At 66.8% G+C, this 21900-nt stretch carries 26 protein-coding genes; 21 read left to right on the top strand and 5 right to left on the bottom strand.

Going from position 1 to position 21900, the window contains the following annotated elements; translation table 11 throughout:
* Positions 1–32 precede the first annotated feature (32 nt).
* From H276_RS0119930 to groL, 12 genes are all read left to right on the top strand, one after another.
* Positions 33–527 (top strand): hypothetical protein, encoded by a 495-nt coding sequence (locus H276_RS0119930; RefSeq protein WP_019973050.1) that lies wholly within the window; start codon positions 33–35, stop codon positions 525–527.
* 115 nt (positions 528–642) lie between these two features.
* Entirely contained in the window at positions 643–2064 is a 1422-nt protein-coding gene (locus H276_RS0119925) for a bifunctional ADP-dependent NAD(P)H-hydrate dehydratase/NAD(P)H-hydrate epimerase (protein ID WP_019973049.1), read from the top strand.
* 14 nt (positions 2065–2078) lie between these two features.
* Positions 2079–3473: a glutamate decarboxylase gene (locus H276_RS0119920; protein ID WP_019973048.1), complete on the top strand. Its 1395-nt coding sequence runs from the start codon at positions 2079–2081 to the stop codon at positions 3471–3473.
* A 65-nt stretch (positions 3474–3538) separates the two neighbouring features.
* Complete coding sequence (gene alr, locus H276_RS0119915; RefSeq protein ID WP_019973047.1) at positions 3539–4705, top strand: alanine racemase; 1167 nt, start codon at positions 3539–3541, stop codon at positions 4703–4705.
* The gene (locus H276_RS0119910; protein WP_019973046.1) at positions 4702–5814 is read left to right on the top strand and encodes an alpha/beta fold hydrolase; all 1113 of its coding nucleotides are present in this window, start codon (positions 4702–4704) and stop codon (positions 5812–5814) included. The genes alr and H276_RS0119910 overlap by 4 nt, the downstream gene beginning before the upstream one ends.
* Entirely contained in the window at positions 5807–6274 is a 468-nt protein-coding gene (gene tsaE / locus H276_RS0119905; protein WP_019973045.1) for a tRNA (adenosine(37)-N6)-threonylcarbamoyltransferase complex ATPase subunit type 1 TsaE, read from the top strand. The genes H276_RS0119910 and tsaE overlap by 8 nt, the downstream gene beginning before the upstream one ends.
* Positions 6253–6897, top strand: a complete 645-nt coding sequence (tsaB, locus tag H276_RS0119900) for a tRNA (adenosine(37)-N6)-threonylcarbamoyltransferase complex dimerization subunit type 1 TsaB (protein WP_019973044.1) — start codon at positions 6253–6255, stop codon at positions 6895–6897. The genes tsaE and tsaB overlap by 22 nt, the downstream gene beginning before the upstream one ends.
* Positions 6894–7358, top strand: a complete 465-nt coding sequence (gene rimI / locus H276_RS0119895) for a ribosomal protein S18-alanine N-acetyltransferase (protein WP_019973043.1) — start codon at positions 6894–6896, stop codon at positions 7356–7358. Before tsaB ends, rimI begins: the two co-directional genes overlap by 4 nt.
* Positions 7355–8401: a tRNA (adenosine(37)-N6)-threonylcarbamoyltransferase complex transferase subunit TsaD gene (tsaD, locus tag H276_RS0119890; RefSeq protein WP_019973042.1), complete on the top strand. Its 1047-nt coding sequence runs from the start codon at positions 7355–7357 to the stop codon at positions 8399–8401. Before rimI ends, tsaD begins: the two co-directional genes overlap by 4 nt.
* A complete protein-coding gene (locus H276_RS0119885; RefSeq protein ID WP_019973041.1) occupies positions 8398–8526 on the top strand; it encodes a hypothetical protein in 129 nt (42 codons plus the stop codon). Before tsaD ends, H276_RS0119885 begins: the two co-directional genes overlap by 4 nt.
* A 177-nt stretch (positions 8527–8703) precedes the next feature.
* On the top strand, positions 8704–9006 hold the full coding sequence (gene groES / locus H276_RS0119880; protein WP_029367666.1) for a co-chaperone GroES: 303 nt from the start codon (positions 8704–8706) through the stop codon (positions 9004–9006).
* Between the two features lie 114 nt (positions 9007–9120).
* A complete protein-coding gene (gene groL, locus H276_RS0119875) occupies positions 9121–10734 on the top strand; it encodes a chaperonin GroEL (RefSeq protein ID WP_019973039.1) in 1614 nt (537 codons plus the stop codon).
* Between the two features lie 162 nt (positions 10735–10896).
* Here groL and H276_RS0119870 read toward each other — a convergent pair whose 3' ends face one another.
* Positions 10897–11109 carry a hypothetical protein gene (locus tag H276_RS0119870; RefSeq protein ID WP_155943187.1) on the bottom strand — a complete coding sequence of 71 codons (213 nt, stop codon included), beginning with the start codon at positions 11107–11109 and terminating at the stop codon, positions 10897–10899.
* 97 nt (positions 11110–11206) lie between these two features.
* On the opposite strand from H276_RS0119870, the gene H276_RS0119865 reads away from it, so the two are divergent.
* Entirely contained in the window at positions 11207–12661 is a 1455-nt protein-coding gene (locus H276_RS0119865) for an FAD-binding oxidoreductase (RefSeq protein ID WP_036461444.1), read from the top strand.
* Between the two features lie 23 nt (positions 12662–12684).
* On the opposite strand, the gene H276_RS25425 is transcribed toward H276_RS0119865, so the two are convergent.
* Entirely contained in the window at positions 12685–13293 is a 609-nt protein-coding gene (locus H276_RS25425; protein WP_231376723.1) for a hypothetical protein, read from the bottom strand.
* Between H276_RS25425 and H276_RS25420 the strand changes: the two genes are divergently transcribed.
* The 4 genes from H276_RS25420 (at position 13292) to H276_RS0119840 (ending at position 15576) form a co-directional block, all read left to right on the top strand.
* Entirely contained in the window at positions 13292–13867 is a 576-nt protein-coding gene (locus H276_RS25420) for a hypothetical protein (protein WP_231376722.1), read from the top strand. The genes H276_RS25425 and H276_RS25420 overlap by 2 nt on opposite strands.
* A gap of 27 nt (positions 13868–13894) precedes the next feature.
* A complete protein-coding gene (locus tag H276_RS0119850; RefSeq protein WP_196807963.1) occupies positions 13895–14149 on the top strand; it encodes a hypothetical protein in 255 nt (84 codons plus the stop codon).
* Positions 14150–14856: 707 nt separating this feature from the next.
* Entirely contained in the window at positions 14857–15168 is a 312-nt protein-coding gene (locus H276_RS25415) for a hypothetical protein (protein WP_081625516.1), read from the top strand.
* 45 nt (positions 15169–15213) lie between these two features.
* Complete coding sequence (locus H276_RS0119840) at positions 15214–15576, top strand: heme-binding protein (RefSeq protein ID WP_019973034.1); 363 nt, start codon at positions 15214–15216, stop codon at positions 15574–15576.
* Between the two features lie 175 nt (positions 15577–15751).
* Here H276_RS0119840 and H276_RS0119835 read toward each other — a convergent pair whose 3' ends face one another.
* Both H276_RS0119835 and H276_RS0119830 read right to left on the bottom strand, forming a co-directional pair.
* The gene (locus H276_RS0119835; protein WP_019973033.1) at positions 15752–16177 is read right to left on the bottom strand and encodes an OsmC family protein; all 426 of its coding nucleotides are present in this window, start codon (positions 16175–16177) and stop codon (positions 15752–15754) included.
* 165 nt (positions 16178–16342) lie between these two features.
* Positions 16343–16633: a WhiB family transcriptional regulator gene (locus tag H276_RS0119830; RefSeq protein ID WP_019973032.1), complete on the bottom strand. Its 291-nt coding sequence runs from the start codon at positions 16631–16633 to the stop codon at positions 16343–16345.
* Between the two features lie 431 nt (positions 16634–17064).
* Between H276_RS0119830 and H276_RS0119820 the strand changes: the two genes are divergently transcribed.
* The 3 genes from H276_RS0119820 (at position 17065) to H276_RS0119810 (ending at position 19750) form a co-directional block, all read left to right on the top strand.
* Positions 17065–17874 (top strand): hypothetical protein, encoded by an 810-nt coding sequence (locus tag H276_RS0119820; RefSeq protein WP_019973030.1) that lies wholly within the window; start codon positions 17065–17067, stop codon positions 17872–17874.
* Positions 17875–17964: 90 nt separating this feature from the next.
* Positions 17965–18543 (top strand): sigma-70 family RNA polymerase sigma factor, encoded by a 579-nt coding sequence (locus tag H276_RS0119815; RefSeq protein WP_019973029.1) that lies wholly within the window; start codon positions 17965–17967, stop codon positions 18541–18543.
* Positions 18536–19750 (top strand): anti-sigma-D factor RsdA, encoded by a 1215-nt coding sequence (locus H276_RS0119810; RefSeq protein WP_019973028.1) that lies wholly within the window; start codon positions 18536–18538, stop codon positions 19748–19750. The genes H276_RS0119815 and H276_RS0119810 overlap by 8 nt, the downstream gene beginning before the upstream one ends.
* Here the strand turns inward: H276_RS0119810 and H276_RS0119805 are convergent.
* Positions 19741–20145 (bottom strand): DUF5319 domain-containing protein, encoded by a 405-nt coding sequence (locus tag H276_RS0119805; RefSeq protein ID WP_026256378.1) that lies wholly within the window; start codon positions 20143–20145, stop codon positions 19741–19743. The genes H276_RS0119810 and H276_RS0119805 overlap by 10 nt on opposite strands.
* Before the next feature lie 171 nt (positions 20146–20316).
* Between H276_RS0119805 and guaB the strand changes: the two genes are divergently transcribed.
* Positions 20317–21858 (top strand): IMP dehydrogenase, encoded by a 1542-nt coding sequence (gene guaB, locus H276_RS0119800; RefSeq protein ID WP_019973026.1) that lies wholly within the window; start codon positions 20317–20319, stop codon positions 21856–21858.
* Positions 21859–21900: the final 42 nt, after the last annotated feature.

Raw genomic sequence — 21900 nt, 5'->3', positions numbered from 1 at the left:
CGCAAAAACGCCGTTCACACAGGAGGATTCACATGTTGAAGATTGGCAGCGGCGGCTTTCGCCGTTATCTGACCGCCACGGTCGCAGTGGCTTCGGTCGCCTCGGGCCTCGCGCTCTGCGCTGCCGGCCCGGCATCTGCCGACGAAACCACGGTTGAGCAGAAGTATGGCGCCGTCCCCGGTGGGGTCATGAGGCATCTATTGCCGATGAAATGCCCGGCCTCGATACCGTATCTGAAGAACCACAACTACTCACCCGGCCGCGTGGTCCCCAACGGGCTCGAGGTTATCGAGATGGGTGGGATCGGCGTGACAATGGGTACAGAACTGGGGCCGCGCCTTCCGTACAATCCCCCGGGGGGTACCGGGAAACACCCAATCATCGACGCGATGCAAGAATCCACGGCCCAGTTCGCTATCGGCACCAACGGCGGAACGGCCACGAACTGGGGCACCGAACCGGGAGATGTCATCGTCAAGCTGTGGTGCACGTCCAACAGTCGCGACGGGTGGTACGAGGTCAACTAGTCACATTTCGGGCGCTACGGTTCGACCAGATACGGAAATGCGCTTCGGCACTGTGCTGCGCCAGCTTTGCCGGCTTTGCGCGGGTCACCGTCCGCGTTGTGGAATCCTGGTCCTGATGCGGCACTACTACACCGGCGACCAAATCCGCGAAGCCGAAGCACCGCTGTTGGCGTCGCTGCCCGACGGCGCCCTGATGCGCCGTGCCGCCTACGGACTGGCGACGGCGATCGGCCGTGAGCTGGTCGCCCGCACCGGCGGAATCGCCGGCCGGTCAGTGTGCGCGGTCGTAGGCTCGGGTGACAACGGCGGTGACGCGTTGTGGGCGGCGACGTTCCTGCGTCGCCGAGGCGCGATGGCCGCGGCGGTTCTACTCAATCCGGAGCGGGCCCACCACAAGGCGCTGGCCGCGTTCCGGAAGTCGGGCGGACGTGTGGTTGCGACTGTGCCCGCGGCTTCGGATCTGGTGATCGACGGGGTGGTCGGGATATCCGGCTCCGGCCCACTTCGTCCCGCCGCCGCCGAAGTGTTCGCGGCCGTCGAAGACGTGGGGATACCGGTGGTGGCGGTCGACATTCCCAGCGGTATCGATGTGCAGACCGGGGCCACCGACGGTCCGCATGTGCGGGCTGTGCTCACGGTCACCTTCGGCGGCCTGAAACCCGTACATGCGCTGGCCGATTGCGGACGCGTCGAACTCGTCGACATCGGCCTGGACCTGCCCGCCACCGATCTGCTCGGGCTCGACGCCGACGATGTCAAAGCGCTGTGGCCGGTGCCCGGACCCGACGACGACAAGTACACCCAGGGTGTGACAGGGCTGCTGTCCGGCTCGGCGACCTATCCCGGGGCCGCGGTGTTGAGCGTCGGGGCCGCTGTGGCCGCCACCTCCGGGATGGTCCGCTATGCGGGAAGTGCTGCGCAGCAGGTCCTTTTTCACTGGCCCGAGGTGATCGCCGCGGCCGCACCCGAGGAGGCGGGCCGGGTGCAGGCGTGGGTGGCGGGCCCCGGCATGGGCACCGATGACCATGCAAAGGCGGTCCTGCGGTTCGCGCTCGACACCGATCTGCCGGTACTTGTCGACGCAGATGGGCTGACCCTGCTGTCCAAGGATCCCGGCCTGCTCGCCGGACGGCGTGCTCCGACTGTGCTGACCCCGCACGCGGGTGAGTACCAGCGGCTGGCCGGCGAACCCGTCGGGGTCGACCGGGTCGTCGCCGCCCGCAGCCTCGCCGACCGGCTCGGCGCCACCGTGCTGCTCAAGGGCAACGTCACCGTCATCGCCGGTGCCGACGGGACGACCTACCTCAACCCGGCCGGGCAGTCGTGGGCCGCCACCGCGGGCTCGGGTGACGTACTGTCGGGCATCATCGGGGCGCTACTGGCCGCTGGACTGCAGCCGGCGCAGGCCGCGGCGGCCGGGGCGTTCGTGCACACCCGCGCGGCCAACCTCTCCGCCGCCGACCCGGGTCCGCGCCCGGCCCCGACTTCAGCTTCCCGCATTCTCGCTCACATCCGCACCGCGATCGCGTCGTTGTAACCGGAAGGATCCACATGTCCCGCAAGCACTCCCATGCCCTCGTCGCCCCCGCCTACACCGCGCGACTCGACATGGCGCCCGTCCCGGCGCTGCGCTTGCCGGACGACGCGATGGATCCCCCTGCGGCCTACCGGTTCATCCAGGACGAACTCATGCTCGACGGCAGCTCGCGGCTGAATCTGGCGACGTTCGTCACCACCTTCATGGATGACGAGGCGGCAAAGCTGATGGCAGATACGTTCGACAAGAACATGATCGACAAGGACGAGTACCCGGCGACCGCCGCCATCGAGACTCGCTGCGTCAACATGGTCGCCGATCTCTTCCATGCCGAAGACCTGCGCGACGACGATCCGTCGAGTGCCACCGGCGTATCCACCATCGGGTCCAGCGAGGCCGTGATGCTGGCGGGCCTGGCACTGAAATGGCGCTGGCGCGAAAAGTTCGGCGGAACCGACAACCCATCCGGATGGAAGGGGCGTACCCCCAACCTGGTGATGGGTTCCAACGTTCAGGTGGTGTGGGAGAAGTTCTGCCGCTACTTCGACGTCGAGCCGCGTTATCTGCCGATGGATGAGGGGCGATACGTCATCACCCCCGAACAGGTGCTCGACGCGGTCGACGAGGACACCATCGGCGTCGTCGCGATCCTCGGCACCACGTTCACCGGCGAACTCGAGCCGGTCGCCGAGATCTGTGCGGCCCTCGACGAGCTCGCAGGTTCCGGAAAACTCGACATACCGGTCCACGTCGACGCCGCCAGCGGTGGCTTCGTGGTGCCGTTCCTGCACCCCGACCTCGAGTGGGATTTCCGGTTGCCCCGCGTGGTGTCGATCAACGTCAGCGGGCACAAGTACGGGCTGACCTATCCGGGTATCGGGTTCGTGGTGTGGCGCAGCAAGGAACACCTGCCCGAAGATCTCGTGTTCCGGGTCAACTACCTCGGCGGCGACATGCCGACGTTCACGCTGAACTTCTCCCGGCCCGGCAACCAGGTGGTGGGCCAGTACTACAACTTCCTGCGCCTCGGCCGCGCCGGATACACCAAGGTCATGAAATGTCTCTCGCAGACCGCGCGGTGGCTCGGCGACGAGCTGCGCGCCAGCGAGCACTTCGACATCATCTCCGACGGGTCGGCCATCCCGGTGATCAGTTTCCGGCTCAAGGGCAACCCGGGCTACACCGAATTCGACGTGTCACAGGCGTTGCGCGCATTCGGCTGGCAGGTTCCGGCGTACACCATGCCCGACAAGGCCAACGACGTCGTCGTGCTGCGGATCGTGGTCCGGGAAGGTTTCTCGACCGATCTGGCCAGGGCCTTCAAGGAGGACACCATCACCGCCCTGGGCCACCTCGACAAACTCAAGCCCGGCGGGTTCTTCGACAGGGTGCAGCCCTTCACACACTGACCGTGCCCGCTCTTGGTGCGGGGCCGCTCGTCGTCTCTGGGACAATGGCGGGCGGTGATATGACTATGCAGACGACCGAACTCACGACCCCGCTGGCTCCGAGCGCAACGCCGCAGGCAGTGGTGGATCTCGGCGCCATCCGGCACAACGTGGGTGTGCTGCGTGAGCTGGCCGGAGCGGCGCAGGTCATGGCGGTGGTCAAGGCCGACGGCTACGGGCATGGCGCCGTGCCGGCAGCCCAGGCTGCACTCGCTGCAGGCGCCGCCGAACTCGGCGTCGCGACCATCGCCGAGGCGCTGGCACTGCGCGCGGGCGGGATCACCGCCCCCGTGCTGGCATGGCTGCATACCCCGGGAACCGACTTCGCCCCGGCCGTGGCGGCCGATGTTCAGATCGCGGTGTCCTCGCCACGCCAACTCGACGATGTTTTGCTGGCGGTCACACAGACCGGCCGCCCCGCCACGGTGTCGGTGAAGGTCGACACCGGGCTCAGCCGCAACGGGGTGAGCGCCGCCGACTATCCCGCAACGTTGACCGCGTTGCACCGCGCCCACACCGACGGGGCGATCCGGGTGCGGGGGATCATGAGCCACCTGGTGCACGGCGATGTTCCGGAGCATCCATTCAACGGCGTGCAGGCGCAGCGGCTGACCGAGATGCGCGACCGTGGCCGTCAACAGGGAGTGCCCTTCGAGATCGCGCACCTGAGCAATTCGCCCGCCGTGATGACCCGGCCCGACCTGGCCTTCGACATGGTGCGGCCCGGCGTCGCGGTCTACGGCCTGAACCCGGTCCCGGACCGGGGAGATATGGGGCTGCGGCCCGCGATGACGTTGAAATGCCCAGTGGCACTGGTGCGTTCGGTTCGAGCCGGGGACGGGGTGTCCTACGGCCACCAGTGGGTCGCCCACCGCGACACCACGCTGGCACTGCTGCCGATCGGCTACGCCGACGGTGTCTACCGGGCTCTGAGCGGCCGGATCGACGTGCTGATCGGGGGTCGGCGCCGGCGTGCCGTCGGGCGCGTGTGCATGGACCAGTTCGTCGTCGATCTCGGACCTGACGCGGCCGACGTCGCCGAGGGCGACGACGCCATCCTGTTCGGGCCGGGCACCCAGGGTGAGCCCACCGCCCAGGATTGGGCTGATCTGCTCGACACCATCCACTACGAGATCGTCACCAGCCCGCGCGGCCGGGTCGTGCGCACCTACGTTTCGGGCCAGGGCCATTGAGCGGCAGCACCTTCGATGAGCACCATCACCGGGCCCGCTGGCTGGCGGGTGCAGCCGGACTGACCGCCGTCGGCACCGTCGCTAGTCTCTCGGTCGCACGGTCGCTGGGCCGTCGGGTCCTCGCCGAAGATCCCTACGCTGGGGAGGACTTTCACCTACTCGACGCTGACCGCAGTTCGGTCGTCACCACCGTCGACGGAGTGCCGCTGGCGGTGCGCGAGGTCGGGCCGCTCGACGCTCCGCTGACCGTGGTGTTCGCCCACGGATTCTGTCTTGAGATGGGCGCCTTCCACTTTCAGCGGGCCCGGCTGGCCGAGCAATGGGGCCCGCAGGTGCGGATGGTGTTCTACGACCAGCGTGGCCACGGCCAGTCAGGGACAGCCGGGCCTGATACTTACACCGTCGAGCAGCTGGGCGAGGACCTCGAATCCGTACTGGCGGTGACGGTTCCGCGTGGCCCGGTGGTGCTCGTGGGCCATTCGATGGGCGGTATGGCGGTGCTGTCGCACGCCCACCAGTTCCCGAAGCGCTACCCGTCGAGGGTCGTGGGTGCCGCCCTGATCGCCTCGGCCGCCGAAGGAGTGTCGCGGTCCCCGCTCGGCGAGATATTGCGCAACCCGGCGCTGGAAGTGGTGCGGTTCGCCGCGCGGTACGCACCGAAGACGGTGCATCGCACCCGCGGTGCCGCACGGTCGGTCATCGCCCCGATCCTGCGCGCCGCGTCCTACGGCGACGAGAAGATCAGCCCCAGCGTGGTGGAGTTCTCCGAGCAGATGATGCACGGCACGCCGATCACGACAGTGGTGGAGTTCCTGCACGCACTCGAGGTGCACGACGAGACGGCGGCCCTGCCGGTGTTGGCCCGGGTGCCGACATTGATCGCCTGTGGTGATCGGGACCTGCTCACCCCGATGGAATACTCAGAGGTCATGGCCGCGCAGCTACCCAAATCGGAGTTGGTGATCGTCGGGGGAGCGGGCCATCTGGTGCAACTGGAGGAGCCCGAGGTGATCGACGACGCGCTGGTCGGATTGGTCCAGCGGGCCACCCCGTCCAAGCTGGTCACACTGTCGCGTCGGGTGCGCGACCGGATCCGGCCCCATGGCTGAGCGCACCGCGGGTACCGCGCAACTGTCGACCGCCGACGACACCATCGCCCTCGGTGCCACACTGGGTACGGGCTTGAGCGCCGGCGACGTGGTGGTGCTGTCCGGGCCGCTGGGTGCGGGAAAGACGGTGCTGGCCAAGGGCATTGCCCAAGCCATGGACGTCGACGGGCCTGTGGTGTCGCCGACCTTCGTGCTGGCCCGGGTGCATCGGGCGCGCCAAGCGGGCAGGCCAGCCATGATCCACGTCGACATGTACCGGCTGCTCGACCACGCCGGAGCCGATCTGCTCGGTGAACTCGACGCGCTGGACCTCGACACCGATCTGGAGGACGCCGTGGTGGTGGTCGAGTGGGGTGAAGGGCTGGCCGAGCGGTTGTCCGACCACCATCTCGACATCCGGATCGACCGGGACCCCGACAGTGAGGTCCGTACCGTGACATGGCAGTGGAGCGCGCCGTGAACCTGCTGACGATCGACACCGCAACGCCGGCGGTCAGCGCCGGGGCGGTGCGGCGCGCCGACGACGGCACCGTGACCATCCTGGCCGAACGGGTCACCCTCGACCCGCGAGCGCATGCCGAGCAACTCACCCCGAATGTGTTGGCTGCGTTGGCCGATGCCGGGCTGACGATGGCCGACCTGGACGCCGTCGTCGTCGGTTGCGGTCCCGGTCCCTTCACCGGGCTGCGGGTCGGCATGGCGAGTGCCGCGGCGTTCGGGCACGCGCTCGGTGTCCCGGTGTACGGCGTGTGCAGCCTCGACGCCATCGGCGTGCGTACCTCTGGAGACGTGCTGGTGGTTACCGATGCGCGTCGCCGTGAGGTGTACTGGGCGCGCTACCGCGACGGGCTCCGCATCGACGGCCCGGCCGTCAACGCCCCCGCCGACGTACCCGCCGGTGCAGACGAGGTGGCCGGATCACCCGAGCACACCGCGCTGTTCGACCTGCCGCGCCAGGAGGCGGTGTATCCGACGCCGGACGGCCTCGTCGCTGCGGTGAACGACTGGGGCGACCCGGCGCCGCTGATCCCGCTCTACCTGCGCCGGCCCGACGCCAAACCGTCTGTGGCGGTGCGGAAATGACCATCGTGTACGGCGCGCTGACCAAGGCCGACGCCGACCGCTGCGCGGAACTGGAGTCCCAGCTGTTCCCCGGGGACGATCCCTGGCCGGCACGAGCCTTTTTCGCCGAGCTGGCCGCCAAGCACAACCACTACATCGCTGCGCGCAGTGAGGGACGCCTGGTCGGCTATGCCGGGATCTCCCGATTGGGTCGGGTCCGCCCCTACGAGTACGAAGTGCACACCATCGGTGTCGATCCCGACTTCCAAGGTCAGGGCATCGGCCGGCGGCTGCTCGACGCCATGCTCGAGATAGCCTCGGGGGGAATGGTTTTCCTGGAAGTCCGCACCGACAACGTACCGGCGATCAAGCTCTACGAGAGCGTCGGCTTCGTCAACATCGGTCTGCGCAAACGGTATTACCGGGCCAGCGGTGCCGACGCCTATACCATGCAACGCCTTCCCACCCGGAGTCCATCGTGATCATCCTGGCCATCGAAAGTTCCTGTGACGAAACCGGAGTCGGCATCGCCGAGCTCGCCTTGCCGGAAGACGGGGGGCCGGCAACCGTTTCTCTCCTTGCCGACGAAGTCGCGTCCAGCGTCGACGAGCACGCCCGGTTCGGCGGCGTCGTCCCCGAGATCGCGTCGCGCGCCCACCTGGAGTCGCTGGGCCCCACCATGCGGCGCGCGCTGGACACCGCGGGCATCGAGCGACCCGACGTCGTCGCCGCCACGATCGGTCCGGGCCTGGCCGGGGCGCTGCTGGTCGGAGTGGCCGCAGCCAAGGCCTACGCGGCCGGCTGGAATGTGCCGTTCTACGCGGTCAACCACCTCGGCGGGCATCTGGCCGCCGACGTATACGACCACGGTCCGCTCCCGGAGAGCGTGGGGCTGCTGGTCTCCGGCGGACACACCCACCTGCTGCACGTCCGGTCGCTGGGGGAACCGATCGTCGAGCTGGGCAGCACCGTCGACGATGCGGCCGGCGAGGCCTACGACAAGGTGGCCCGGCTGCTCGGCCTGGGCTATCCCGGCGGCAAGGTGCTCGACGACCTGGCCCGCACGGGTGACCGCAACGCCGTCGTCTTCCCGCGCGGGATGACCGGGCCGCGCGACGACCCGTACGCGTTCAGCTTCTCCGGTCTGAAGACGGCGGTGGCGCGCCACTGGGAGAAAGAAGCGGTCCATTCCGCGGCGGTCAAGGCAGATGTCGCGGCCGGCTTCCAGGAGGCGGTCGCCGACGTGCTGACCCGTAAGGCTGTGCGTGCCGCCACCGACCTAGAAGTCTCCACGCTGCTGATCGCCGGTGGGGTGGCGGCCAACTCGCGGCTGCGTGAACTGGCCGAAGAGCGTTGCGCTGCAGCAGGTTTGACGCTCCGGGTGCCCCGGCCGCGATTGTGCACCGACAACGGCGCGATGATCGCGTCGTTCGCAGCGCATCTGATCGCGGCGGGCGCCGAGCCCTCACCGCTGGACGCCGCGAGTGATCCTGGACTGCCGGTGGTGCGGGGGCAAGTGGCGTGAGCCGGCGAGAAGCCGCAGGCGGATCGCGCATCGGCACCGTCGCCGACAAGCTGGAGATCACCGGCTGCTGCGACGCGACCCGCACCGCCACCGTGTTCGCTGTGGATGAACAACCGGCCAAATAGTCACGGCCCAACCTTGAGTGCTAGCACTCGCATGTATAGAGTGCTAGGTGGCACGCGGCCAAACCCAGCGCCGGCACCCGCGACGACGGAGCGAGGGCACGGGCGCATGCCACGAACACCTGGTAATTGGCATCTGGGGATCCCCCGGATCCACACCCCGACAAGTGGAGGGCTTCCATCGTGGCAGTCAACATCAAGCCACTCGAGGACAAGATCCTCGTTCAGGCCAACGAGGCCGAGACCACGACCGCTTCCGGTCTGGTCATCCCCGACACCGCCAAGGAAAAGCCGCAGGAAGGCACCGTCGTCGCAGTTGGCCCCGGCCGCTGGGATGAGGACGGCGAGAAGCGGATCCCTCTGGACGTTGCCGAGGGCGACACCGTCATCTACAGCAAGTACGGCGGCACCGAGATCAAGTACAACGGCGAGGAGTACCTGATCCTGTCGGCCCGCGACGTGCTGGCTGTCGTCTCCAAGTAAAAGCACCCGTGTCCCGCCCCGGAGATCCCCGTGTGAGCACGGGTGGTGTCCGGGGCGGTATGCGTTATTGCCTTTGGGCGAGCGCAGCGACGGGGAAATTAAGGAAAGACATCTATGAGCAAGCAGATTGAGTTCAACGAAACTGCGCGCCGTGCCATGGAGGCCGGTGTCGACAAGCTCGCCGACGCCGTCAAGGTGACCCTGGGCCCGCGCGGCCGCTACGTGGTGCTCGCCAAGGCGTTCGGTGGCCCGCAGGTCACCAATGACGGTGTCACCGTCGCCAGGGAGATCGATCTCGAGGATCCGTTCGAGAACCTGGGAGCCCAACTGGTCAAGTCGGTGGCCACCAAGACCAACGACGTCGCCGGCGACGGCACGACCACCGCAACGGTGCTGGCGCAGGCACTGATCAAGTCCGGGCTGCGTTACGTCGCCGCCGGTGCCAACCCGATCGCGCTGGGTCTCGGCATCGGCAAGGCCGCCGACGCGGCGTCCGAGGCCCTGCTGGCCGCTGCCAAGCCGGTCTCCGACAAGACCGCCATCGCTCAGGTCGCCACGGTGTCCTCGCGGGACGAGCAGATCGGCGAGCTGGTCGGCGAGGCCATGACCAAGGTCGGCCACGACGGCGTCGTGACCGTCGAGGAGTCCTCGACGCTCAACACCGAGCTGGAGATCACCGAGGGCGTCGGCTTCGACAAGGGCTTCATCTCGGCCTATTTCGTCACCGACTTCGACCTGCAGGAAGCAGTGCTCGAGGACGCGGTGGTGCTGCTGCACCGAGACAAGATCAGCTCACTGCCCGACCTGCTGCCGCTGCTGGAGAAGGTCGCCGAGGCAGGTAAGCCGTTGCTGATCGTCGCCGAGGACGTCGAGGGTGAGGCGCTGTCGACCCTGGTCGTCAACGCCATCCGCAAGACGCTCAAGGCCGTTGCGGTCAAGGCGCCGTTCTTCGGTGACCGCCGCAAGGCGTTCCTGGAAGACCTCGCCATTGTGACCGGCGCCCAGGTGATCAACCCCGACGTGGGTCTGGTGCTGCGCGAGGCCGGTCTCGACGTGCTGGGTTCGGCACGGCGCGTCGTGGTCAGCAAGGACAGCACCGTGATCGTCGACGGCGGCGGTTCCAAGGAGGCCGTGGCCGACCGCGTCAAGCAGCTCAAGTCCGAGATCGAGACCACCGAGTCCGACTGGGATCGCGAGAAGCTGGAGGAGCGGCTGGCCAAGCTGGCCGGCGGTGTCGCGGTGATCAAGGTCGGCGCAGCCACCGAGACCGACCTCAAGAAGCGCAAGGAAGCGGTCGAGGACGCCGTCGCGGCGGCCAAAGCGGCCGTCGAGGAGGGCATCGTCACCGGCGGCGGCGCCGCACTGGTCCAAGCCCGCGCGGCGCTGGACAAGCTGCGCGGTGAGGTCAAGGGTGACGAGGCGCTGGGTGTCGAGGTGTTCTCCTCGGCGCTGTCGGCCCCGCTGTACTGGATCGCAACCAACGCCGGGCTGGACGGCTCCGTCGTGGTGAACAAGGTCAGCGAGCTTGGCAACGGGCAGGGCTTCAACGCCGCGACGCTGACCTACGGCGACCTGGTCGCCGACGGCATCGTCGACCCGGTCAAGGTGACCCGTTCGGCAATCCTCAACGCCGCATCGGTGGCCCGGATGATTCTGACCACCGAGACCGCCATTGTGGACAAGCCTGCCGAAGAGGCCGACCACGGCCATCACGGGCACGCCCACTAGGTAGCGCGTACGAAGCGCTCCCGGTCCTGTTGGGCCGGGAGCGCTTCGTTTGTGTCAGTCGTGCTAGCCGAATCAGCTTCCAGTCGACCGGCTTGCCGTCATGGGGCGGGACATTGTCGCCCAACGTAATTGGCGCAGTTGTGCTGGCGCGTGCAATGACTTTCAGCCACCGCGGCTCTGGTCACCCGGCGCCACATGCGCGAGTGGTGGCACTGCCGTCAGTGTGCCAGTGCTGGCGTCGCCACCGATGGTGGTGCCACTTTCGTAGTTGCGGATGGTCTGCCGAATCTGATCGGCTGCAACTTTGTAGATATCAACGACCGAAGCAATGTCTCGGCGAACCCCGGCATCCTTTCCCCGCTCAAAGGTGGTCACAAACTTCACGCTTTGTAGACGAATCGGTTATCGGACTGATACCGCGACACATCCTGCTGTGTACGGCTTTCCGTATCCACTGGGCCACAATTCGGACATGACGGTACCGCGGGAGTCGCCGCGTCGGATCCCGCGTCAAACATTCCTGCGGGGCGCCGTGGGGGCATTGGCTGCCGGAGCGGTGTTCGGGTCGAACCGGGCAGGTGCCGAGCCCAGCACCTCCGGCTGGGAGGGCCTCTCTGCAGCCATCAACGATCCGGTGATTTTGCCGAATAACGCGCAATTCGACTCGGCCAAAGCGGTTTTCAACACCAACTTCAACGATTTCGTACCGGCGGCGGTCGTCATCCCGACCTCGGCGGTAGAGGTGCAAAAGGCGATGGCCTTCGCTGCTGCCCACAACCTCAAGGTTGCTCCACGGGGCGGCGGGCATTCGTATGTGGGCGCGTCGACCGCGACCGGCGCCATGATCCTGGACCTGCGTCAGCTGCCAGGTGGTGTCAACTACGACGCCGCCACCGGGTATGTCACGGTGACGCCGGCGACCGGTCTGTACACGATCCACCAGGCCCTGGCCTCAGCTGGCAGGGGGATCCCGACGGGGACCTGCCCGACGGTCGGCGTGGCCGGGCACGCTTTGGGTGGCGGGTTGGGTGCGCAATCGCGGCACGCGGGCCTGATGTGTGATCAATTGGTTTCGGCGACGGTGGTGCTGCCCGGCGGCGCGGCTGTCACCGCATCGGCCAACGAGCACCCCGATTTGTTCTGGGCGCTAAAGGGCGGGGGCGGTGGCAATTTCGGGGTGACGACAGCGCTGACCTTCACCACGTTTCCCACCAGCGAGGTGGATGCCGTGAGTCTCCATTTCCCGCTGGAGTCTTTCGCACAGGTTCTGGTCGGGTGGCAGAACTGGCTACGTACCGCCGACCGCAGCAGCTGGGCCCTGGCCGACACCATCACCGACCCGGGTGGAGCGCACTGTCGCATCCTGGCCACCTGTCCGGCCGGCGCCGGTGACGCCGCGGCGGCCGCCGTCACCAAAGCGGTCGGGCTGCAACCCATCGGGGTGGAGAAACACAGGTTCAATTACCTGGACCTGGTGCAATACCTGGCCGTCAACAACCTCAACCCGTCGCCGCTGGGCTACGTCGGCGGATCCGACGTTTTTCCCTCGATCACCCCGGCTGCGGCCCAGGGAATCGCCGCGGCGTTCAAGGCTTTTCCCGATGGGGCCGGGCGCCCGTTGGTGATCATGCATGCGCTCGACGGTGCTCTGGCCACCATAGGGCCGGGAGACACCGCTTTCCCGTGGCGAAGGCAGTCGGCTCTGGTCCAGTGGTATGTGGAGACCTCAGGCTCGCCGGCGGCAGCGGCCGGCTGGCTCGGTACGGCTCACCAAGCGGTGGCACCGTATTCGGTCGGCGGCTACGTGAACTATCTCGAGGCGAACCAGCCTGCGTCACGGTATTTCGGCGCCAACCTCTCCCGGCTGGCCGCTGTCCGGCAGAAATACGACCCGGGGCGGGTGATGTTCTCGGGCCTGAACTTCTGATGCGACGTCATGCGGTCGGTCCGCTAGGCGATGCGTTGGAGGTACCGGACCGCGTGGTCGACAGCCGCGGTGCGGACATGAACGGAAACCAATGATCCAGTACGTACGACGCCGATAGGCCCGGGTCGCGCGAAACGCGCCAATTCCGGGCTGCGCAAGGCGATTCCGGCGCTGGACTGGCGATAGCCGATCCGCACGCCGATTGCCCCAAAGGACAGGAAGCCGCCCAGACCTGGCAATGCCGCATACACCAGCGCCCATATCGACACCGACACCGCAACGGCAGTGATCGCCTTCTTGATCAGACTCAGTGCCGAGTGATCCGGAGGCGTCGCCTTGGCGGGCGCCGGTGCGGCCGACTGCGGCTGCAACGAGGCCAACAGCACAATCCCGCCGTCCACCTCTGTGCCGCTGTGACCGACCACCAGGGAGCTGCTGACAGCGCCTAGCGAACCAGCCTGTACGTTCGCCAGCGCGGCCAGGTACAAGGGCCCGTCGTCTGAGGTGGACAAGAGCCCGTGGTGACTCTCGACATTGGGGGCGATCCACAGGACGCTGAGTATCTCGCGGATAGTTGCCGGCAGCTGCATGATGGCGTGGACGAGATTGGAGGCTGTGGCCAATGTCTGCATGAGGCAGGTGATGGCGTACTGCACCGTCGCTGTCGCAGCCGTCGCGACTATCTCGGCTATCGAGGTCGATGCAGCCATCTCAGCGATCGCCGTGGTGGCAATGTCGACGTCAGACGTCACGGTGGCCGTCGTTGCGGAGGTCGACGGCTGCACGGAAGTCGACGGCTGCGCGGATTTGGCGGTCTCGGAATCGTTCGGTGCCACGACGGCGGCCGAATCTTTCCCGGAGGCGGCACTCGACGTGATCTTGTTGGCCGGGACGGCTGGAATGGGAAAAAATGGAATAGCCGGAATGGACAGTGGAATAGCCGGGACCTGCCGGTCGGCCACGGCGAGCAGGGCTTCCAACCCTTCGATGGCGGTTATCGGTTCGGCTGCAGCTTGGCCGGAGTTGTCTGACGGGCCTGGTGAGGCTGATGACGTGAATGTGTCCGCCGCCGCGGAGAGTGTGGAGCGGGGTTTGTTGGGGTCGGTTCCGGAAGTCGTCGTGGTGGTGACGGTGCGGTCTGCGTTGAGTGGATTCGCCGATGCTTTGGTGGTTGGCGGTGTGGTGTTTGTGTTGTCCGTCGTTTGAGTGGAGGTGTTCGTCTGCGCGGAGAGTGTGGAGCGGGGTTTGTTGGGGCCGGTTCCGGAAGTCGTCGTGGTGGTGACGGTGCGGTCTGCGTTGAGTGGATTCGCCGATGCTTTGGTGGTTGGCGGTGTGGTGTTTGTGTTGTCCGTCGCTTGGGTGGAGGTGTTCGTCTGCGCGGAGAGTGTGGAGCGGGGTCTGTCGGTGCTTGGGCCTGTAACAGCCGTGCTCGCGACGTTGCGGTCGCTGGCGGCGGCGTCACCGGCCGAACTGCTGGAGTTCTCCTGACTCGCACCTGAGGTGGAATCGGACTCGGGATCTGCGGAGGCAACCGCACCATTCACGGTGCTCATCAGGAGTGCGGCCGTCATCAAGGACGCAGCGGCGAGCCGCTGGCTACCGGTGGTGATCATGACCGTCTCCCCGCGCCGAGCTTTTGTGTTAGCTGCTGATAGCGAGGATCGAGCGTGACTTAACCAACAGCAAAACCCAATATGCAGTCAGCGTTTGAATCTTGTCAACAGGCATTAGCCCGGTCGGTCTCGGCTCAAAATTCACGTCTCCGTCAGAACTGGGGGCTCAAGACCTCACCATCTTGGGTAGATGGCGCGACATGCCGTGTGACCGGCCGGTTTTCATTGCTCGGTACCTCACGACCCGGACATGGCGGTAGCACCGGCAGGGACGGGCGGGTCTCGCGTCAGATGTCTCTGCTCGGTGCCGTCGAGTGGTGGTCGCCGGAGAGGTTTTCGGATCGAACCGCGAGCAAGTGCCGATCCGAGAACCACCGGCTGGCCCGACGCCGCGATCGCCGCCTACCGCGCCGCGGCTCATTTGGTATGGGGTTGCTACGCCGAATTTATTGCGTTGGGGAACATAATTGCCGTCCGAGTTTACGATTGCGTCGATTTGTGTCTCTGTGCCGAAAATGCCGTATAACCTCGGTGCATTCGGGTCATCGAGCCCTCCTACTGCAAAAAAAAGGGGATGCGGCCGTGCGGATAACACAGCGCTACCTGGTCTTGGGATTGGCGATGGCGATGTTGCCGATCGGGGTGGTCACCATGGCGCCGCCAGCGAAGGCCGACTGCACGAGTTCGGGCTACGCCACCGTATGCGCGCAGGGAGATGTGCGCGGTGTGGATGGCGGACCTGTAGCTGCCACGCCGGTCGTTCCCTATCCCTGTGAAAACGACTGGTACTGCGGCAACGACTGGGATCTCGGCATCGTTTGGAACCCAGGGCGGCCGGGTGGTCCAGGCGGTCCAGGTCGCCCCGGCGGGGGTGGTGGTATCGGCCCACGTTGAGGATTCGCCTCGTGAAGTGTCGACCAGCTGCTTGAAGGAGCCAATATGTTGCCAATCCGTCTGACAAACCGCGCCATCGGCACTGCGATCGGTACCGGTGTCCTGGCCGGCCTGGCGCTGTTCGGCGCCGCGTCCGCCGTCGCCGACCCTCCGGTACCGCCGCCGTGCACGGCGGCGGAACTGGCGCGCGTCATGTCCGGTGTCACCTTTGACACCTCCAACTATTTGACCGAGCACCCCGCCGTCAACGATTTCTTCACCGGTCTCAAGGGGCAACCCAAAGATCAAATCGGGAACAAGGTTCAGGGTTATCTGGAAGCCAATCCCACAGTCCGTGACGATCTTCAGCGGATCAGACAACCCTCGGTCGACTTCCGCAACCGCTGCGGACTTCCCGCGACTCCCTGACACTGACACTGAACCGCGCCCCCGCGTTCAATGCGCTGTCTGAGGCGATGCTCACGGCGTTGGGTGAGGCCTGATGTACTGGCAACCGATGAGGCGGTGCCCGTCGTGGTGCTTGCGGCCTCAGGCAAGGCGTTCTGCGCGGGCCACGACCTCAAGGTCACGGGCTGACCCGTGATCACACTGCGGTCGTGGTGATGTGTACCTCAGAGGTCAGCGTCTGGTGTACCGGGCAGCGTTCGGCGATGGTCATGAGCCGTGTCCGCTGGTCGTCATCGAGGTCGCCGGTCAACTCGATGACGAGGTCGATCTGATCGAGCATTCCAACGTGCGTCTCGCAGTCGACACAGTCTTTGGCATGGATGCGGGCATGCCGCAGTGTCACCCGTACCCGCTCCAGCGGCCAGCCCTTGCGGTTGGCATACATCCGCACGGTCATCGAGGTGCAGGCGCCGAGGCCGGCCAGCAGCAGGGCGTAGGGATTCGGGCCGGCATCGTCGCCGACCGGTCGCGGTTCGTCGGCGGTGAGTCGGTGGTTTCCGGCGATGATCTCCTGCGTATAGGTTCTCGAGCCGGTTTCTGTCACGGTCACATCGGTCGTCATGCAACCCTCCCTCGGCGAGCGGGGCGGATTGCACACCGCTACATCGGATCGTGCCCCATTGTGGGGCACGCTGGGCCGGCCCGCCCACCGTCGACGATGCCGAATCATTCAAGACCACCGTCGGTATCACTCAAGACCACCGTCGGTTCGACGGGTTTGCTGATGTCAGGCTGTGCGGCGAATGCCCCGCTTCAGGAGGAGCTCGCGTTCGGACTCGCTGAGTCCACCCCAGATGCCGTAGGGCTCGGCGACGGCGAGGGCATGTGACCGGCATTGGGTGATCACAGGGCAGCTGCGGCACATCTCCTTGGCGCGCAGTTCGCGCTGGGCGCGGGCCCGGCCGCGTTCCCCGTCGGGGTGGAAGAACACCGACGAGTCGACGCCCCGGCAAAGTCCCTGCATCTGCCAGTCCCAGATATCCGCATTGGGTCCGGGTAGCTGCTGCGGCTGTGGCATGGGAAAACCCCTCTCTGCACGCCCATTCCGATTATGTGAGCGTGCGTGAGTTGGTGGAACCGAACTGAGCACATGTCGCTGATGACTACTCGTGCACATAAACTAGGGGCGCTCATTAATTCGCGTCAATAGTCTGAGCGTGTGCTTCGTGACATATCCGCAGGTCGAGAATTTACATCACGTTCATCGTTGAGATGTGCGCGCTGCGAAAACTGTGTTACTGCGTGCTCGGCGTGATGACGTTTGTGCAGTTCGGAACGGTGACGACGGCACACGGCATTCATAACGTCGGGACGCCGGTTGACATTGATTAACATTGCGTGCATCCATTGTTAACCGCCGCGGATTCCACAATATCTTTTGAGCTGTGCCTGGCGGTATCAGTTCCCGCGGACCCCGTATTTGCGGGACATTGATAGCGTCGGAAACCGATGAGCAGCACCGACGACGCAGCAACCGTGCTGGCGAACGCCGCGTTCGGAAACGATCCGGGACGCTGGCCGCTGCCGAGCGCCACGACCGCGCGCGACCGATGGCTGCGCGCCGTGGCCGCCGGAGGCCAGGGCCGCTACGGCAGTGCACTGGCCGAACTGTCCGTCATCGACCGCAGCGTCGGATCCGGACCGTTGCTGTCGCTCAGCCACAGCACCCGGGCGTCGTTCTTGCGTCAGCTCGGCGGCCACGACCGGGCCCGTGACGCAGACGGACAAGCGTGGGCCCACAGCGGAGGAGATGGCGCCGCCGATCCCGAGGCACCCGCCGACGCATTGATCGGTTTGGCCGCAGATGCGCTCGGCGTGGGCCGGTTCCCGGCGTCGGCTCGGTTGCTGGACCGGGCCCGCTCGGTTGTGGGTGACTGCAGCGGGCGCCCGGCGGTGCGGCTGGCATGGGTCAGCGCCGAGCTGGCCATGATGTGCGGCGACGGCACCCGGGCGGTCGCGCATGCCGAACGGGGAATCGAGGTTGCCGCCGGCTACCCGTCGACGCGCCACGCGGTGAAGTCCGATGTCGTCCTGGCCGCCGCCCTGTGCAGCGCCGGGCAGTTGGACCGGGCCCGCGCCGTGGCCGACGCTGCGCTGTTGGCCACCGAGAAATTCGGTCTGATCCCGCTACGGTGGGCGCTGGCGTGTCTGCTGGCCGACATCGGCAGCGCGACCCACTCACCTGCGCAAGTCGGCACGATCCGCGGCGGGTGCGCCGATACAGTGCGTCGCAGGGGCGGGGCCTGGTCCGGCGACTGATCCCGGTCGCCTCCCGCCGATCGTTATTGTTTAGCTCAACCAAGTGCCTGCGAGTGTCGGTGCCGAGTAACGCTGGAGATATCGCCCACGATGACAAGTTCGGGAGACCGTCTCGACGCTGTCGTTGCCGAGGCTGTGGCCGGCGATCGGAATGCGCTTCAGGAAGTCCTGGAGATCATCCGGCCGATCATCGTTCGGTACGTCCGGGCGCGAGTCGGCATGACCGAACGAAGTGGTCTTTCAGCGGATGACGTTGCGCAGGAGGTGTGCTTGGCCGCCATTACGGCGCTGCCGCGCTACAAGGATCAGGGGCGACCCTTCCTGGCGTTTGTGTATGGCATCGCCGCGCACAAGGTTGCCGACGCGCATCGCGCGGCAGCCCGGAATCGGGCTGACCCTACCGATGCGGTGCCGGAGCGCTACTCGTTGGAAGCCGGCCCGGAACAGTCGGCTCTCGACACCGAATCCTCGGCGCGGATGGCCAAGCTGTTGTCGGTGCTGCCGGAGAAGCAACGCGAGATCCTGATCCTGCGGGTCGTGGTCGGCATGAGCGCCGAGGAGACCGCAGAAGCCGTCGGCAGCACCGCCGGCGCTGTCCGGGTGGCCCAGCACCGGGCGCTGAGTCGGCTGAAGTCGGAAGTCATGGCGACGGGACGTGACTATGCCTGACTTCGGCCGCTGGACGTCCAATGGTGGCGATCCCGCACTGAACGAGATCAACCGCACCGACCGGTTCATCGAGGCGCTTTCGCTCGACAACCCGGTGTACGCGACAGACTCCGCTGAGGCCGAGCTGGCCCAGTTGCTCGCAGGGTGGCGCGACGAGGCACGGCGTCCGACGTCAGGTGTCGTGACTACCCGCGACGCGATCTCGGCCCTGAACCGCGGAACTCCGCGCAGGTGGCCGCGGCTGCCGCTGGCGTTGGTCGGATCGGTGGCCGCGGCAGTGCTGTGCCTGGGCGGGTTCGGCGCGGCCGTCTACGGCGCCGGTCCCGGCGACGCGCTCTACGGCATGCGCACCGTGATGTTCGGCGACCGGCCCACCCGGGACGTCAAGGTCGAGCTTGCCTCGGCCGAGTTGGCGCAGGTCCAGCAGCTCATCGACCAGGGCCAGTGGCAGGCCGCACAGGAAAAGCTGAGCACCATCACCACCACGGTGGCGACGGTCAACGACGCCGAGCGCAAGCAGCAGTTGGTCGATCAGTTGCAGCAGTTGTCGGTCAAGGTCGAGAACCGCGATCCCAACGCGACGGTGCCGCCCAACGCTCCGCCGGTCGTGCTGCCGGAGGTACCTGAGACGCAGACCAGCACGTCCAGCACATCCGATACGTCCGCACCGACGAGCACGTCACCGACCAGCACGCCGTCGGGCACGAGTTCGTCGACGCCGGCGGAGACCACCACGTCGTCGTCCGATACGTCGTCGTCCGATGCGTCGTCCCCGACCCCGTCGACATCCACCGAGACCTCGGCATCGGTCACGTCGTCGCCAGCCACGTCGTCGCCAGCCACGACGTCGTCGCCAGTCACGTCGACGAGTACGGCGGCCCCGTCGTCCAGTCCGCGCGAGGAAGTGACGCCGTCCTCGGCCGTCTCGTCGGTGCCTTCGTCGGTGGTGTCATCGCCGACGCATACCCAGACCACGACCCTGCCTACCGTGAGCGTTTCTCCGACGGCCGAACCGACTGTGGCCGGTTCGGCGCACGGCGGCTCGACAAGTGGCGGTGACAGCGCAGAGCAGCCCGGTCAGGACGTGCCGCAGCAGCGACAGGGCGCCCTTGACCAGCCAGGGCACGCCGATCGGCCTCAGCTACCGGTGACCTCGGTCATAGAAGCTCCCGAATTACCCGGTACAGGTGGCGGCGGTCAGCGGTAGCCGTCGGTTTCCGAGGTGGCTTGATTGAGTGAAGCGTCGGCGTAACCGCGGCAGTAGTCCCACGTCACGTAGGCGTCGGGCTCTGGGTCGTACGCCGGCTCATGCGGGCGGACGGTGCCGTCGACGAGCAGTTGCAGCAGATTGGCGCGCAGCATGTCCCAGTCGTGGTAGTGGTCCTGCTGGCATTCGTCGCAGCACACCACGAGGCCGCGAATTCCCTTGTGCGCCAACAACGCTTCGTATACCGCAAGATCCGCCAGGTCGGCCTCGACCGCGGTGCGCTCCTGTGGGTCCAGCGGCTGGCCCGGCTCGATGGCATCCAGCGCTGCCGACGGATCGCACGGATCGTCGGCGAAGGGATCGGGTGGCAAACCAGGTGGGAGGTGGTCACGCACGAGTCCCAGCCTACGCAGCACCACAGCCCTCGCGCCAGCCGCCGCGAGGGCCCGCGCCTCGTGGCACGGCGACTCCGCGCGCCAGTCCGGCGGTGGCACGGGCATAAGTAGCGAGCCGATAGGATTAGGGGTAAAGCTCTGCGACCGCGCCTGTCACCTGGAGGCCCGCCCATGTCGATCGCTGAAAGCAGCGTTCCCATTGCCGTACCGGTGCCGACCGGCGGCGACGATCCGACGAAGATCGCCATGCTCGGTCTGACGTTCGACGATGTGCTGCTGTTGCCGGCCGCCTCGGACGTGGTGCCTGCCACAGCGGACACGTCCAGCCAGGTCACCCGCAAGATCCGGCTGAAGGTACCGCTGGTCAGCTCGGCCATGGACACCGTGACCGAGTCGCGGATGGCGATTGCGATGGCCCGCGCCGGCGGTATGGGCGTGCTGCACCGCAACCTGCCGGTCGCCGAGCAGGCGGGTCAGGTGGAGACCGTGAAGCGGTCCGAGGCCGGCATGGTCACCGACCCGGTGACATGCTCGCCGGACAACACGCTGGCCGAGGTGGACGCGATGTGTGCGCGGTTCCGGATCTCGGGGCTACCGGTGGTCGACGGGGACGGTGCCCTCGTCGGGATCATCACCAACCGCGACATGCGGTTCGAGGTCGACCAGAACAAGCCGGTTTCCGAGGTGATGACTAAAGCACCACTGATCACCGCCCGCGAGGGTGTCTCCGCGGAGGCCGCGCTCGGGCTGCTGCGCCGGCACAAGATCGAGAAGTTGCCCATCGTCGACGGCCACGGCAAGCTCACCGGCCTGATCACGGTGAAGGACTTCGTCAAGACTGAGCAGTTCCCGCTGGCCACCAAGGACAGCGACGGCCGGCTACTGGTCGGCGCTGCCGTCGGTGTGGGTGATGACGCCTGGACCCGGGCCATGACGCTTCTCGAGGCCGGCGTGGACGTGCTGATCGTCGACACCGCCCACGCCCATAACCGGGGTGTGCTGGACATGGTGTACAGGCTCAAGACCGCGGTCGGCGACCGTGTCGAGGTGGTCGGCGGCAACGTCGCCACCCGGGCCGCGGCAGCGGCGCTGGTCGAGGCCGGCGCCGACGCGGTGAAGGTCGGTGTCGGCCCGGGCTCGATCTGTACGACCCGGGTGGTGGCTGGCGTGGGAGCTCCGCAGATCACCGCGATCCTCGAGGCCGTCGCGGCCTGCAAGCCGTTCGGGGTGCCCGTGATCGCCGACGGCGGTTTGCAATACTCCGGCGACATCGCCAAGGCGCTCGCGGCCGGTGCGTCGACGGCCATGCTGGGCTCGCTGCTGGCCGGCACCGCCGAATCGCCTGGTGATCTGATCTTCGTCAACGGCAAGCAGTTCAAGAGCTACCGCGGTATGGGCTCGCTGGGTGCCATGCAGGGCCGGGGTGCGGCCAAGAGCTACTCCAAGGACCGCTACTTCCAGGACGATGTGCTCTCCGAGGACAAGCTCGTGCCCGAGGGTATCGAGGGCCGGGTGCCGTTCCGCGGGCCGCTCTCGACCGTCATCCACCAGCTCACCGGCGGTCTGCGGGCTGCCATGGGCTACACCGGATCGGCCTCCATCGAAGCGCTGCAGCAGGCCCAATTCGTGCAGATCACTGCGGCGGGGCTGAAAGAGAGCCACCCGCACGACATCACAATGACTGTCGAAGCACCGAACTACTCCACCCGCTGACGAGCGCTCGCGCGCCGAAGCACACGCAAAGAGAGGGCTCGT

Origin of the sequence: Mycobacterium sp. 141, from assembly GCF_000382405.1 — a bacterium.
GTDB lineage: Bacteria > Actinomycetota > Actinomycetes > Mycobacteriales > Mycobacteriaceae > Mycobacterium.
Note: the sequence above shows the minus strand (reverse complement) of the source record. Positions and strands in the feature narration are given on the sequence as shown.